At 67.4% G+C, this 13,119-nt stretch carries 13 protein-coding genes and 1 tRNA gene; 11 read left to right on the top strand and 3 right to left on the bottom strand.

From position 1 onward, the window contains the following. Genes BS74_RS07790 through BS74_RS07780 form a run of 3 tightly spaced genes read left to right on the top strand, consistent with a single transcriptional unit; the run spans position 1 to position 1,452 of the window. Positions 1–633 (top strand): alpha/beta fold hydrolase, encoded by a 633-nt coding sequence (locus BS74_RS07790; protein WP_038057650.1) that lies wholly within the window; start codon positions 1–3, stop codon positions 631–633. Continuing rightward, positions 630–995 (top strand): alpha/beta fold hydrolase, encoded by a 366-nt coding sequence (locus BS74_RS07785; protein WP_038057645.1) that lies wholly within the window; start codon positions 630–632, stop codon positions 993–995. Before BS74_RS07790 ends, BS74_RS07785 begins: the two co-directional genes overlap by 4 nt. A 22-nt stretch (positions 996–1,017) precedes the next feature. After that, entirely contained in the window at positions 1,018–1,452 is a 435-nt protein-coding gene (locus BS74_RS07780) for a hypothetical protein (protein WP_038059033.1), read from the top strand. 35 nt (positions 1,453–1,487) lie between these two features. Here the strand turns inward: BS74_RS07780 and truD are convergent, their stop codons facing one another. Then, complete coding sequence (gene truD, locus BS74_RS07775; RefSeq protein ID WP_038057644.1) at positions 1,488–2,537, bottom strand: tRNA pseudouridine(13) synthase TruD; 1,050 nt, start codon at positions 2,535–2,537, stop codon at positions 1,488–1,490. Between the two features lie 14 nt (positions 2,538–2,551). Next, complete coding sequence (locus BS74_RS07770) at positions 2,552–4,267, bottom strand: M3 family oligoendopeptidase (protein WP_038057641.1); 1,716 nt, start codon at positions 4,265–4,267, stop codon at positions 2,552–2,554. A gap of 422 nt (positions 4,268–4,689) precedes the next feature. Between BS74_RS07770 and BS74_RS07765 the strand changes: the two genes are divergently transcribed. Next, a complete protein-coding gene (locus tag BS74_RS07765) occupies positions 4,690–6,477 on the top strand; it encodes an RNB domain-containing ribonuclease (RefSeq protein ID WP_038057640.1) in 1,788 nt (595 codons plus the stop codon). 22 nt (positions 6,478–6,499) lie between these two features. Here the strand turns inward: BS74_RS07765 and icd are convergent, their stop codons facing one another. After that, positions 6,500–7,777 carry an NADP-dependent isocitrate dehydrogenase gene (gene icd, locus BS74_RS07760; RefSeq protein ID WP_038057638.1) on the bottom strand — a complete coding sequence of 426 codons (1,278 nt, stop codon included), beginning with the start codon at positions 7,775–7,777 and terminating at the stop codon, positions 6,500–6,502. A 135-nt stretch (positions 7,778–7,912) separates the two neighbouring features. On the opposite strand from icd, the gene BS74_RS07755 reads away from it, so the two are divergent. The 7 genes from BS74_RS07755 to BS74_RS07725 all read left to right on the top strand — a co-directional run bounded on the left by BS74_RS07755 (position 7,913) and on the right by BS74_RS07725 (position 13,110). Continuing rightward, positions 7,913–9,025: an NAD(P)/FAD-dependent oxidoreductase gene (locus BS74_RS07755; protein WP_038057636.1), complete on the top strand. Its 1,113-nt coding sequence runs from the start codon at positions 7,913–7,915 to the stop codon at positions 9,023–9,025. Between the two features lie 56 nt (positions 9,026–9,081). Next, a complete protein-coding gene (locus BS74_RS07750; protein WP_038057633.1) occupies positions 9,082–9,531 on the top strand; it encodes a YbjN domain-containing protein in 450 nt (149 codons plus the stop codon). Between the two features lie 47 nt (positions 9,532–9,578). Further along, positions 9,579–9,655, top strand: a tRNA-Met gene (locus tag BS74_RS07745). Between the two features lie 154 nt (positions 9,656–9,809). After that, positions 9,810–11,132 (top strand): tRNA (N6-isopentenyl adenosine(37)-C2)-methylthiotransferase MiaB, encoded by a 1,323-nt coding sequence (gene miaB, locus BS74_RS07740; RefSeq protein ID WP_038057631.1) that lies wholly within the window; start codon positions 9,810–9,812, stop codon positions 11,130–11,132. Positions 11,133–11,140: 8 nt separating this feature from the next. Next, entirely contained in the window at positions 11,141–11,500 is a 360-nt protein-coding gene (locus tag BS74_RS07735; protein ID WP_038057629.1) for a hypothetical protein, read from the top strand. Positions 11,501–11,593: 93 nt separating this feature from the next. Further along, a complete protein-coding gene (locus tag BS74_RS07730; RefSeq protein ID WP_038057626.1) occupies positions 11,594–12,550 on the top strand; it encodes an FAD-dependent oxidoreductase in 957 nt (318 codons plus the stop codon). Positions 12,551–12,552: 2 nt separating this feature from the next. Then, positions 12,553–13,110 carry a molybdenum cofactor guanylyltransferase gene (locus BS74_RS07725; RefSeq protein WP_038057624.1) on the top strand — a complete coding sequence of 186 codons (558 nt, stop codon included), beginning with the start codon at positions 12,553–12,555 and terminating at the stop codon, positions 13,108–13,110. Positions 13,111–13,119 lie beyond the last annotated feature (9 nt).

The raw sequence follows: 13,119 nt of genomic DNA, 5'->3' as shown, positions 1-13,119 counted from the left end.
GTGGGTGAGATCCGCCTTTTCCCCGGCCTTCTGGGACCCCCTGCCGGCCTGGATTTCTTCCGGGACCTTCCCTCGGAGGAGGGTCTTCACCTCATCGCCTTCGCGGAAGGGGCCTTGCCGGCCTTAAGGACCGCCTTCCAGGAGGAGGTGCGGAGCCTGGTGCTCCTTTCCCCCATCCTGAGGCGGGATGCCCTTCTCTCCGCCAAGTTGGCCGCATTGAGGTTGGGCCTAGAGGCCTTGGGGCTGGAGGGATTCGCCCGGGTGGGGCGGGCCCTTTTCTTCGGCCCCCGGGCAGCGGCAAGCGAGGAGATCTTCGCCGTGTGGAAGGAGGGGTTATCGGAGGAGGGGGTCAGGGTCTGGCTGGACGCGGTGGAGGGGATTTCCGACGAGCGCCGCTGGCTTAGGGGTACGGAGGCCCGGGTCCTGGTGGTCCAGGGGGCCTGGGACGCCTTCACCCCTCCTTTTTACGGGAAGGAGGTGGCGGATTTCGCCAAGGGGGAAGCGGTGCGCTTTACCCTGGAGGAGGCCGGGCACCTGGTTCCTTGGGAGGCCAAGGAGGAGGTCTTGGACCTGGTTGGGGACTTCCTCCTGGGGGAGGCCTTCCGTCCCTTGCCTGGGGGTCTTGCCCTATGAGGCGGAGGGGGTACCTCCACCTCTACGGCCTGAACCTGGTCTTTGACCGGAGGGGAAGGGGGCCAGCGGTGGTCCTTCTGGCGGAGGAGGCGGCCGCTTGGCCCGAGCCCCTTCCCGAGGGGTTTACCTTTTACCTTCTGGACCTCCCCGGCCACGGTCGTACCGGGGGGCCCAGGATGGCCCCGGAGGAGCTGGCCGAGTACGTGGTGGGCTTTCTGGTGATGCTCAACCTGGGCTCCCCTCCCATCCTGGTCCGGGGGGTAGGGGAGGCGGTGGGGGAGGTGCTTAGGGGGCGGGGGTATCGGGTTTTTCCTGGAGATTCCTTAGGGCACGGCTTGCAAAAAGCCTTGAATATGGAGTAAAATCCACATGGGAGGTTTGGCCATGCGGAGGATTCTAGGGGTTTTGACGGTGGTGTTGGGCCTAGGTTTGGCGCAGTTTTCCGTGGAGAACTTAAAGCCCTCCCTGGCGGTGGTGGGGGGTACCCAGGGCTTTGGCGCTGAGCTTTCCTGGCACTGCCTCCTGTTCCAGCCACCCGTGGGGGAGGTGCGGCCGGCTTTGGACGTGGCCTATGTGGTGAACGGGGCCGTGAACGGGGCTTTTCTCTTCCGCTACCTCTACCCCCTGGCCGAGGGGCTGAAGGCGGGGGTGGGCCTGGGGGTGGCCTTCCCCGGCTTCCAGAGCGCCAACTTCTACTTCCGCGCCGATGCGGAGTACGACCTGAAGGCGGCTTTGGGCCTGCCCGTGTTCCTGGGCGGGGACGTGGGCTTGGCGGGGGGCGCCCTCGCTGCCCAGATGAAACTGGGCTACCGCTTCTAGGGGATCGGGCTCCATGGGGAGGGCGCGAGCCCTCCCTATTCTTCTTCTAGGGCTTCCTCAGGGGCGTCCACCTCCACCTTCATCACCTCCCGTAGGAGGCTGGTGGCGTAGGAGCCTTTGGGGAGGAAGAAGGAGAGCCATAGCCCCTCGGGAACCTCCTCCACCCGCCACTCCTGGAGGGGAACCCGGATGGGGCGCCTTGCCCCCCGCCTGAGGGCGAAGTCCTCGCGCCTGAGGTCGTAGCGGGCCAGGACCTCGTCCTCCAGGGCCCGGGCCGCCCCTTGGGCCTCGGGGTATTTCTTGCCGAAGAGGGGTCCCGTGGCGCTGATCTCCAGGCGCAGGGCCCTTTCCGCCTCCTCGGGGCGCTCCACCAGGAACTCTCCGCCCGTGGCGTGCTTCTTGGCCCAGTCCCCGGGGATGACCCGGTCGTATAGCCCCCGTTCCATGCGCAAGGCCACCCAGTCGTTGAAGAGGAGGCTCTGCAGGCTTCCCACCAGGAAGCGCTTCAGCCAAGGGCTTCCCCGCCCCTTGCCCCGCTTCACCAGCTCGTAGCCCCGCACCGGGTTCTTTCCCCCAAGGCCAAAGCGCTGGGGGCCGTAGTAGTTGGGAAGGCCCTTTTCCGCCAGTACCCTTAGGATGGCTTCCGCCTTCTCTTTGCCCTGTGCGCCCCGGATCAGGATGCGGAAGCGGTTTCCCTTGAGGTGGCCGGTGCGGAGCTTGTTGGTGTGGAGGCCGGCGTCCAGAAGCCTCACCCCGCGGAGGTTTTCCAAAAGGCAGAGGGCGTCCTCGTGGGTGCGGGGGATGGAAAACCACTGCCGGGTACGGGCGTGCTTGTCCTTGAGCCCCGCCACCCCGATCTCCTTTTCCGGCACCCCCACCTCGTCCCTTAGGAACTCAAAGACTTGCCGGGTGGTGAGCCCTTCCTTCTCCAGGAATAGGTAAAGGTGCTCCCCTTCCCCGCTGGGCAGGTAGGCGGGCACCTCCTCCACCTGGAAGTCCTCGGGGAGGAGGCGGATGGCTCCCCCCACGCCGGGGAGGTCTTGGGTGAGGTAGGGGTAACGCCCGGGGCGATAGACGAGGTCCATCCCCCTATTTTGCCTTAAGGAAGGGCCTTAAGCCAAGACTCCAGCACCCCGAAGCCGTAGCCGAAGAAGGCCTCGGAGGCCAGGTCCACCCCGGCCTTGGCCAGGATCTCCTTGGGACTGGCGCTTTCCCCCGCCTCGAGGACCTCCAGGTACTTGGGCACGAAGGCCTCCCCCTCCTCCCGGTACTTGCCGTAAAGGGCCAGGACCACCAGGTAGCCCAGGGCGTAGCTGTAGGTGTAGAAGCGGTAGTGGACGAAGTGGGGGATGCCTGCCCAGGCCGCTTGGTCCAGCTCGGTCCACGCCACCGCGTCCCCGTAAAGCCTTTCCTGTTCCTCCTGCCAGATCCCGTGGAAGGCCTCGGGGGAGAGGGCCGCTTCCCGGCGGGCCTCGAGGCTCCGCCGTTCAAAGAAGGTGTACATCACCTGGCGGAAGAGGGTGTTGACGGCGTCCTCCACCCTTTCCGCCAAGAGGAGGGTTTTTTCCTCCGGGGAAAGCCTCTCCAGGAGGAGGTCGTCCAGGAGGATCTCCGCAAAGACGCTGGCGGTCTCCGCCAGGGGGGTGGAGGCCCCGAAGTTGAGGAGGCGCTGCCTCCTGGCCAGGTAGAAGTGCACCCCGTGCCCGAGTTCGTGGGCCAGGGTGTGGGCCGCGTCCAGGTCGTCGGTGTGGTTGAGGAGGACGTAGGGGTGGGTGGAGGGAAGCCCCCCAGAGCAGAAGGCCCCGCCCCGCTTGCCGGGCCGGGGGTAGACGTCCATCCAGCGCCTTTCAAAGAACTCCCGGGCGATGGCCGCCACCCTGGGGGAGAAGCGGTGGAAGGCCTCCAGGACCAACGCCTTGGCCTCCTCAAAGGGCACCTTGGGCTTTTCCCGGCCCAAGGGGGCGAGGAGGTCGGGGCTCGCCACCCGCTCTTCTCCCAGGCGTTTGGCCTTCCAGCGGTAGTAGGCCTCCACCAAGGGGTAGTGGGCCCGGGTGGCCTCGAGGAGGGCCTCGATGTCCCCCACCTCCACCTCGTCCCTGAGGGCCACGGGCTCCAGGGGGTGGCGGTAGCCCCTGAGGCGAAGGTCCTGGAGATAGTCCAGGTAAACCGCGTTGAAGACCGCGCTGAGGGTGGGAGCCTCCGCGATAAGCTTCCCGTAAAGCGCCCGGTGGGCCTCCCGCCGCACCTCGGGGTCAGGGTCCCGGCGGAGGGCGCGCACCTCCATCTCGGTGAGCTCCCTTTCCCCCACCCGGAAGCGGAAGCGGCCGGTGTACTCCGTGTAGAACTGGCTCCAGGCGCTCCTTCCCACCAGGCCCTTGAGGTTTAAAAGCTCCTCCTCCCGCTCGGAGAGGGTGTGGGGGGCGTAGGCCCGTTGCCTTTGCAGGAAGTGGCGGAGGTCGGCAAGGCCCGGGTGGCGCAAAAGGGCCTGAAAGACCTCCTCGGGGAGCTTGCGCAGGGCCACCTCGAGGGGCAGGAGGCGGTTTCGCACCTCGGTGTAGCGGTTCCTGACCCGGTCCAGGAGGGCCTTGGCGGTGGGGTCCTGGGTGCGGGTGGCGAAGTAGAGGGAAGCGTAGTTCAGGGGTTTGTAGGCCTTCTCCAGGGCCTCCTCGTAGCGCCCCAGGAGCACCGCGGCCCGGCTGGGGTCGTGAAGGTCTTCGGGGTTTAGACCTTGGGCCAAGGTGAGGGCGGCCTCGAGGTCCTCGGCGATCCGGGGGTCCTCAGGCCCCGCGTAGAGGTCCGAAAGGTCCCATTCCACGTCGCCAATATACCTTTTTCCTAAGTGGCGACTAGGGGCTGGACTTCTGGCTTGAAAGGGGTCTTCCAACCCTTGCGCGCTTGGGCGGGGGCGCTGGCTCAGTACCCCGTCTTGGCCCAAGTCAAGACGGGGACCCCAGAAGGACTTTGGGCATCGCCCTTATTCCCTGCCCATTGCGGCAACCTCTATGCGCCAGCACTTAGAACCCATGAGCCATCCGGGGAGGGCTTGCCTTCAGTTCCTGCCCGGGGGTGGGCCATCGGGGCATGGGAGGTGGGCCTGGGTTTCCCGAGGGGGATTTGGCGGGGTGCTACCAGAGGGCTTCCGAGGGATCCTTTCGCGGACGAGGGGCTTCCTGGGAGCAACAGGGGGTCTCCCTCGGGGTGGGGGATAAGGGCGGGCCGTAGGGTATCCTTGGGGGCGTGGCCGCGCTCGTCATCTACAAGGGCAAGCCCGCCTTGGCGGAGGAAAAAGGGGACAGGCTGGAACTCACCCTTCCCGGGGGGGAACGGGCCAGGGTGCGCCCCAAGGATGTCCTCTGGCTCCATCCGGGGCCGGCCTCCTTGGACCTCAAGGTGCCTCAAGGGGAGGAGGAGGCCGCCTGGGAGCTCCTGCAGGGCCAGGCGGTGAGCCTCAGGGAGCTGGCCGAGCTGGTCTATGGGGCCTTCACGCCGGAAGCGGCCTACGGGGCCTACCTCCTGGCCCAGAGGGGGGAGCGCTTCCTCCTGGAGGGGGGAAGGGTGCGGGCCCGGACACGGGAGGAGGTGGAGGCCCTCCTCGAGGCCAAAAGGGAGCGGGAGGAAAGGGAGCGGCGGTTTGCCGAAGGGGTGGCCCGCCTGCGCCAAGGCCTTTTGGCCCCGGAGGACCGCCCCTTGGTCCAGGAGGTGGAGGCCATGGCCCTGGGGGAGCGAAGGGAAAGCCGGGTGCTCAAGGCCTTGGCCCTTCCCGAGACCCCGGAGGCGGCCCACGCCCTCCTCCTCCGCCTGGGGGTTTGGCGGTGGGAAAACCCTCACCCCAGGCGGCTGGGTCTGCCCCTGACCCCTCCGGACCTGTCCCTACCCCCCCTGCCGGAGGAGGCCCGGGAGGACCTCACCCACCTTCCTGCCTTCGCCATAGACGACGAGGGAAGCCAGGACCCGGACGACGCCGTCTATGCCGAGCGGGTGCCGGAGGGCTTCCGCCTTCTGGTCCACGTGGCGGACGTGGCCGCCCTGGTAGCTCCGGGAAGCCCCCTGGACCTGGAGGCCCTCCGCCGCGGGGCCAACCTTTACCTCCCCGAGGGCACGGTGCCCATGCTGCCCCAGGCGGCCACCGAGCGCCTGGGCCTGGGCCTTCAGCCGGTGTCCCCCGCCCTCACCTTTGAGCTTTGGGTTTCCGAGGAGGGGGAGCTTCTGGAGGAGCGCCTTTACCCCTCCTGGGTCCGGGTGCGGCGGCTCACCTACCGGGAGGCCCTGGGGGAGCCTGCCCTTGGGCCCTTGGCGGAACTGGCCCAGGCCTTTCACCGCAGGCGCCTGGCCCAGGGGGCCTTGGACCTCAGCCTTCCAGAGGTGAAGGTGCGCCTGGAGGAGGGGGAGGTGCGCCTCACCCCCTTGCTCCCCTACGAGAGCCGCCTCTGGGTGCGGGAGGCCATGCTCCTGGCGGGCTACGCCGCCGCCCACCTGGCCCTCAGGGAGGGCCTGCCCTTTCCCTTCGCCACCCAGGAGGCCCCTTCCCGGAGGGTGGAAGGGGAGGGCCTCGCCGCCATGTGGGAGCAGCGGAAGGCCCTGAAGAGGGCCCAGCTCAAGGCGGTGCCCGCCCCCCACAAGGGCCTAGGCCTTCCCCTTTACGCCCAGGTGACGAGCCCCCTGAGGCGCTACCTGGACCTGGTGGCCCACCAGCAGCTGAGGGCCTGGCTCAAGGGGGGAAAACCCCTTTCCCAGGAGGAGCTCCTGGAGCGGGTGGGGGCGGCGGAGGCCATGGCCGATATGGTGCGGGAGGGGGAAAGGAAGAGCAAGCTCCACTGGACCCTGGTCTGGCTGATGGAGAAGGGGTACGAGGGAAGGGGGGTCTTGGTGGAGAAGAGGGGAGGGCAGGGGGTTTTCCTCTTGCCGGAGCTGGGTCTAAGCGCCCAGGTGGCCTTGCCCAGGCCCTTACCCCTGGACGCGGAGGTCACCCTCCGCTTCCTGGAGGCGGACCTGACCCGCCTCGAGGCCCGCTTCGCCCTTGGCTAGGGGCCGATGCCTGGGGGTGGCCCTACATGTGCTCGATCAGGGCCCGGCCGAACTCGCTGGTCTTGAGGAGGGTGGCGGGCTTCCCCTCCGCCTGGAGGAGGCGGTGGAAGTCGTAGGTGACGAGCCCCTTGGCGATGGTGCGCTCCATGGCCTGGAGGATGAGGTCGGCGGCCTCGTTCCAGCCCAGGTAGCGGAGCATCATCTCCCCGGAGAGGATGACGCTGGAGGGGTTCACCTTGTCCTGGCCCGCGTACTTGGGGGCGGTGCCGTGGGTGGCCTCAAAGACCGCATGCCCCGTGAGGTAGTTGATGTTGGCCCCCGGGGCGATGCCGATCCCGCCCACCTGGGCGGCCAGGGCGTCGGAGATGTAGTCCCCGTTGAGGTTCAAGGTGGCGATCACCGAGTACTCGTCGGGGCGGAGGAGGATCTGCTGCAGGAAGTTGTCGGCGATCATGTCCTTGATGACGATCTCCCGGCCGGTCCGGGGGTTCTTCAGCACGTGCCAAGGGCCCCCGTCCAGGGGTACGGCCCCGTACTTTTCCCGGGCCAGGGCGTAGCCCCACTCCCGGAAGGCCCCTTCCGTGAACTTCATGATGTTGCCCTTGTGCACCAGGGTGACGCTGGGGAGGTCCTCCTTGATGGCGTACTCAATGGCCGCGGCCACCAGGCGCTCCGTGCCCTCCTTGGAAACCGGCTTGATGCCGATGCCCGAGGTTTCGGGGAAGCGGATCTTGGCGTAAGCCTTGGGGAACTCCCGCTGGAGGAAGTCCAGGACCTTTTTGACCTCCTCGCTGCCCGCAGGCCACTCAATCCCGGCGTAGATGTCCTCGGTGTTTTCCCGGAAGATGACCATGTTGACCAGCTCCGGGTGCTTCACCGGGCTTGGCACCCCTTTAAACCAGCGTACCGGGCGCACGCAGGCGTAGAGGTCCAGCTCCTGCCTCAGGGCCACGTTGATGGAGCGGATGCCCCCGCCCACCGGGGTGGTCAGGGGGCCCTTGATGGCCACCAGGTACTCCCGGATGAACTCCAGGGTCTCCTCGGGAAGCCAGATGGGTTCCCCGTAGACCGCATTGGCCTTTTCCCCGGCGTAGATCTCCGCCCAGGCGATCCTGCGCTTGCCGCCGTAGGCTTTCTCTACCGCCCTATCCAGCACAGGCTGGGCCGCTCTCCAGATGTCCGGGCCCGTGCCATCCCCCTCGATGAAGCCGATGATGGGGCGCTCAGGAACCTGGAGCACCCCGCCTTGGATGGTGATCCTTTCGCCGTCCTCGGGGATCCGGATGTGCTTGTAGGCCATGGCTTACCTCCGGGGCATAGCATACCCTCTTTGGGGGGGAAAGGTGTCCTGGGGGCCCCCGCGTGGCGTGCGCCACGGCCGGACTCCAAGAAGAGCCTCCCTCCCCTTGGGGCAACCCCCGCTTAGACTAGGGGCATGCCGGAGGCCCTGGTGGTGGGGGCGGGGATCGTGGGGTCGGCCTGTGCCTACCGCTTGGCCGAGGCGGGGCTAAGGGTCTTGGTTTTGGAAAAGGAGGCCACCTTTGCCCAGGGCTCCACGGGGAAGAGCGCCGCCGGGGTGCGGGTGCAGTTTTCCGAGCCCCTGAACATCCTTCTTTCCTACCATTCCATCCTGGAGTACCAGAAAATCCCCGAGGCCGGTTACCGGGCCATCGGCTACCTCTTCCTGGTGCCCCAGGGGTTGGCGGGGGTCCAGGAGGAAGCCTTGGCCACCCAGCGGGCCTTGGGGGTCCCGGTGGCCAAACTTTCCCTGGCGGAGGCCCAGGCCCATGTGCCCTTCCGGGAGGAGGGCTTGGCCTACGCCACCTTTGGCCCCATGGACGGGGTCATCGACCCCCATGGGGTGACCGCCTACTACCTGCGGGAGGCCAGGCGGCTGGGGGCCGAGGTGCGCTTTTCTGAGCCCTTGCTCTCGGCCCGCAGGGGCAAGGGCGTGTGGCGGGTGAGAACGCCCAAGGGGGAGTGGGAGGCCCCCTTTCTCCTCCTTTGCACCGGGGCCTGGACGGGGGAGGTGGGGCGGAGGCTGGGGATGCACCTTCCCGTCTACCCGGTGCGCCGCATGGTCTTCGCCACGGCGCCTGCCCCTTTCCCCCACGCCTTCCCCCTCACCATCGACCTGGCCACCGGCTTCTACCTGCGCTCGGAGGGGCCCCGGCTCCTCCTGGGCCGCTCCAACCCCGCGGAGCCCCCGGGCTTCCGGGAGGGGATGGACTGGGAATGGCTAGGGCCCACCCTCGAGGCGGGCCTTTCCCGCTTCCCCTTCCTGGAGGGGCTCGCCCTGGACCGGAGGGCCAGCTGGTGGGGTTACTACGAGGTGACCCCGGACCAGAACCCCATCCTGGGCTTCGTGGAGGAGGGGCTTTTGGTGGCGGCGGGCTTTTCCGGCCACGGGGTGCAGCAGGCGGCCATGGTGGGGAGGCTCATGGCCGAGGAGGTGGTCCACGGGCAGGCCCAGAGTCTGGACATCCGCCCCTTTCGCCTGGACCGCTTCCGCGAGGGGCGTTTTCTGAAGGAGCAGGGGATCGTGTAGGCTAAAGGGGTCCTGCAAGGTAGCCTCTGGCCTGGTCGGGACGGAAAAGGGGTTTTATGAGGGTGTGGCTGGCGGGATTGCTGTTTTTGGGATTGGCCTGGGGGCAGGCCCTGGTCAAGGGCTTGACACCCGCCGAGACGGAAGAGGTGTTGAAGGGGGCGGGCTGGGCCTACGAAAAGACGGACCTCCGGGAGTTCCGTCTGGAGATGGCCGGCCTGGAGAAGGTTTGGCTCTCCTTGGACTATTGCCAGGAGGAGCGCTGCGGGGTTCTCACCCTAAGCGCCGGCTTCACCTTGGCAAAGCCCTTGGGCCTCGAGGCGGTGAACGCTTGGAACCGCGAACGCCGCTTCAGCCGGGCCTTTTTGGACGAGGAGGGGACGGTGTGGGTGGAGTCCGACCTGGACCTCACGGGTGGGGTGAGCCTGGGGGCGGTGGAAGCCTTCTTGGAGCTTTTCGCTGCGGAGACCCTTCCTGCGTTCATGGACCACATCGGCTTTGAGCCTTGACCGCTTGGGGGCCCTCCCCTAAGATGGGGAGTGCCTGGTGCGCCTAGGGCGGCGTAGCTCAGGTGGTCAGAGCACACGACTCATAATCGTGGTGTCGTGGGTTCGAGTCCCACCGCCGCCACCAGCATCAGGACGCAAAGCTTCACCCCCCGGTAGCGTGGCCGGGGGGTGTTGCGGTTATTGGGAAGGGGGCGTGGGGACCGGGTGGCTTCGCGGGCTTGGGGCTTGCTACACTGAAAGGACGGGCCCGGGATCCCCCCGGTCGCCCTAGGAGGCATATGCGCGCCCACATCATTACCTTCGGATGCCAGATGAACGAGTACGATTCCCACCTGGTGCAAAGCGAGCTGGTGAGCCTGGGGTGGGAGTTGGTGGACTCGGTGGAGGAGGCGGACTTCGTCCTGGTGAACACCTGCGCCGTCCGCGGCAAGCCCGTGGAGAAGGTGCGCTCCCTTTTGGGTCAGCTCCGGAAGGAGAAGGAGCGCCGGGGCCTCCTTGTGGGCCTCATGGGTTGCCTGGCCCAGCTGGACGAGGGCCAGCAGATGGCCCGGAAGTTCGGGGTGGACGTGCTCTTGGGCCCCGGGGCCCTCACCTCCTTGGCGGAGGCCTTGAAGGGGAACGGGCGCTTCTGGGACCTCACCTTTAAGGAGGACCTTTTGGACTACATCCCCCCTCCTCCCAAGGGGGCCCTGTCCGCCCACGTGACCATCATCCGGGGGTGCAACCACCACTGCACCTACTGCATCGTGCCCACCACCCGGGGGCCCGAGGTTTCCCGCCACCCGGACCTGATCCTGAAGGAGATCGAGCAGCTGAAGGCGGCGGGGGTGGTGGAGGTCACCCTCCTTGGGCAGAACGTGAACTCCTACGGCAAGGACCAGCCGGGCTTCCCCTCCTTTGCCGAACTCTTGAGGATGGTGGGGCGGATGGGCATCCCCCGGGTGCGCTTCCTCACCAGCCACCCCGTGAACTTCACCGACGACATCCTCGAGGCCATCGCCGAAACCCCCGCCATCACCCGCTACATCCACCTGCCGGTGCAGTCGGGCTCGGACCGGGTGCTCCGCCGCATGGCCCGGGAGTACCGGCGGGCGCAGTATCTGGAGCGCATCCGGAGGATCCGGGAGGTTTTGCCGGATGCGGTGCTTTCCACGGATATCATCGTGGGCTTTCCTGGGGAGACGGAGGAGGACTTCCAGGAAACCCTTTCCCTTTACGACGAGGTGGGCTACGACCAGGCGTACATGTTCATCTACTCCCCGCGGCCTGGAACCCCTGCCTACAAGCACTTCCAGGACCTGCCCCGGGAGGTGAAGGTGGAAAGGCTCCAGCGCCTCATTGAGAAGCAGAAGGAGTGGAGCTACCGCCGCAACCTGGGGTGGGTGGGGAAGACCGTGGAGGTCCTGGTGCGGGGCGTGGCCAAGGAGGAGGGGTACGCGCAGGGGCATGACCGGGGGAACCACCCGGTCCTGGTCCCCGCCCACCAGGCTCCCACCCCTGGGCTCTACCAGGTGGAGATCAAGCAGGCCACCCCGCACCTGCTCTTTGGGGAGGTGGTGGGGGCCCGGGAGCCTGCCCCCATCCCCCTGCCCGTGGCCTAGGAGGGAGCGTGGGCCGGCACCTTTTGCCGTTGAGCGGGGCTTTGGCCCTTTTCCTGCTCCTTTTTGCCAGTTTTCGCTTCAGCCCTGGGGGTTTTCTCCTGGCCCTTTGGCTTTCCCTGCCCGTGTACCTGGGCCTACTCCACTGGCAGGGGAGGATCCTGTCCAGGGGGCCTTCCCGGGTAGCCCTGGAGCGGCTCGCCATGAGGGAAGCCTGGCGGAGGGGCGGTTTCTTGCGCCCAGAGGACCTGAGGCCCTTCCTGTCCCAAGGGGAGGCCCAGGAGCTTCTCCAAGGCCTTAGGGAGAGGGGGCTTTGCCAGGAGGAGGGGGAGGGGTACCGGTTTTACCCTACCCCGCCCCGGTCTGGTTAGGCGCCGAGAGGGGGCCGCTTCAACCCGGGGGGAAGTGGGCCCCGGCAAGGCCTTTTCCAAGACCTCATCCTGGGCCGGTTAGGGGAGGAGGGGATGGCGGGGTTAAGGGGGGAAGCCGAGGTGGTGGTCCTGGGGGCCGGGGTGGTGGGGCTTACCGCCGCCCGGCTCCTTAGGGAGAAGGGCCACCGGGTCTTGGTGGTGGCCCAGGGCCTGGGGGAGGCCAGCCGGGTGCCCGTGGCCTTGGTCAACCCCTTGCGGGGCACGCGCTTTACCCTGGCGAGGAGGGGGGAGGAGGCCCTCGAGGCGGCCCTGAGCTTCTATGGCCGCTTCGTGCCCCTACACCTGGGCGTGTACCGCCCGGTGCCGGAAGGGGAGAGGGGGAAGGTGGCCTCCCGGCTTGGGGGGCTTAAGCACACCTGGGAGAAGGGGGGCGTTTGGCTGGAGGAGGCCTTCTGGCTAGAGCCCAGGCCCTTGTTGGAGAGGCTTGCCCAGGGGCTTCCCCTCCTTAAGGCCCGGGTTTTGGCCTGGGAGCCCCCCTATTTGGTCTTGGAGGGTGGGGCAAAGGTCTTTGGGGAGGTGCTGGTCTATGCGGGTGGAGGCCAGGGGGCTCATCTTTTAGGCCTTTCGGGCCGGTACATTCCGGGGCTGGTGCTCACCCTTTTGGACTACTTCCCCCGGGCCATCAGCTACCGGGTCTACCTGGCAGGGAACGTCCTTGGGGGAAGCTACCTCCCCCACCAGACTGCCCCAGAGGCTCCGCCCCCCACGGAAGGGGAGGCGGAGTGGCTCCTGAAGGGTGCGGAGGCCCTTTTGGGTTACCGGCCCCAGGTGGCCTCGGCCTGGCGGGGGATGCGTTTCCGGTTGGCCCATCCCCCTGAGCCCTCCGGCAAGGGGGAGGCCCCGGGGGATGGGCCCCGTGCCCTTCAAGGGGCGGACCTTCCCTACCTTTTCCCCGTGGAGGGCGGTTTTGCCCTGACGGGTTTGGGCTCCACGGGGTTTCTTTACGCTCCCTGGTTGGCGAAAAGGCTTCTTGAGGGCCTAGGATGGTAAGCGTGTACTCGGGGGCGGTGATCGCCGGGGGGCTTTCCCGCAGGTTCGGGGAGGATAAGGCCCTTTACCCCTACCGGGGTAAGCCCCTTCTGCAATGGGTCTTGGATAGCCTAGAGGAGGCGGGGGAGCGCTTCATCGTGGCCAACCGGCCGTACCCCGGCTTCGGGGTGCCCGTGTACCCCGACCTTTGGCCAGGGGCGGATAGCCTTTCCGGCCTGCACTCCGCCCTCGTCCACGCCCGGTTCCCCTGGGTGGCGGTGGCGGCCACGGACCTCCCCTTCCTAACGCCAGCCTACTGGGGCTTCCTCTGGGAGCGCGCCCGCACCTCCCCCTACCCGGTGGTGGTGGCCTACAACCCCGAAGGCCATCTGGAGCCCCTCATGGCCTTTTACCACAAGGACTGCCTGCCCCAGGTGGAAAGGCAGCTTCGGGAGGGGGACTTTCTCCTCCGGCGGGTGATGGAGGCCTTGGGGGCCACCTACGTGCCCGCAGAGGAGGTGGTGGAGCGGTTTGGGGCCCAGGTCTACCTCAACGCCAACCGCAAGGAGGAGCTCCCCTGAGCCCCCTGC

This window comes from Thermus amyloliquefaciens (assembly GCF_000744885.1).
GTDB lineage: Bacteria > Deinococcota > Deinococci > Deinococcales > Thermaceae > Thermus > Thermus amyloliquefaciens.
Note: the sequence above shows the minus strand (reverse complement) of the source record. Positions and strands in the feature narration are given on the sequence as shown.

Bases quoted from the DNA above. Each gene is read 5' to 3' on its own strand.
- BS74_RS07780 (WP_038059033.1), top strand. From the start codon at position 1,018: ATGCGGAGGATTCTAGGGGTTTTGACGGTGGTGTTGGGCCTAGGTTTG.
- miaB (WP_038057631.1), top strand. From the start codon at position 9,810: ATGCGCGCCCACATCATTACCTTCGGATGCCAGATGAACGAGTACGAT.
- BS74_RS07785 (WP_038057645.1), top strand. From the start codon at position 630: ATGAGGCGGAGGGGGTACCTCCACCTCTACGGCCTGAACCTGGTCTTT.
- BS74_RS07730 (WP_038057626.1), top strand. From the start codon at position 11,594: ATGGCGGGGTTAAGGGGGGAAGCCGAGGTGGTGGTCCTGGGGGCCGGG.
- truD (WP_038057644.1), bottom strand. From the start codon at position 2,537: ATGGACCTCGTCTATCGCCCCGGGCGTTACCCCTACCTCACCCAAGAC.
- BS74_RS07755 (WP_038057636.1), top strand. From the start codon at position 7,913: ATGCCGGAGGCCCTGGTGGTGGGGGCGGGGATCGTGGGGTCGGCCTGT.
- icd (WP_038057638.1), bottom strand. From the start codon at position 7,777: ATGGCCTACAAGCACATCCGGATCCCCGAGGACGGCGAAAGGATCACC.
- BS74_RS07750 (WP_038057633.1), top strand. From the start codon at position 9,082: ATGAGGGTGTGGCTGGCGGGATTGCTGTTTTTGGGATTGGCCTGGGGG.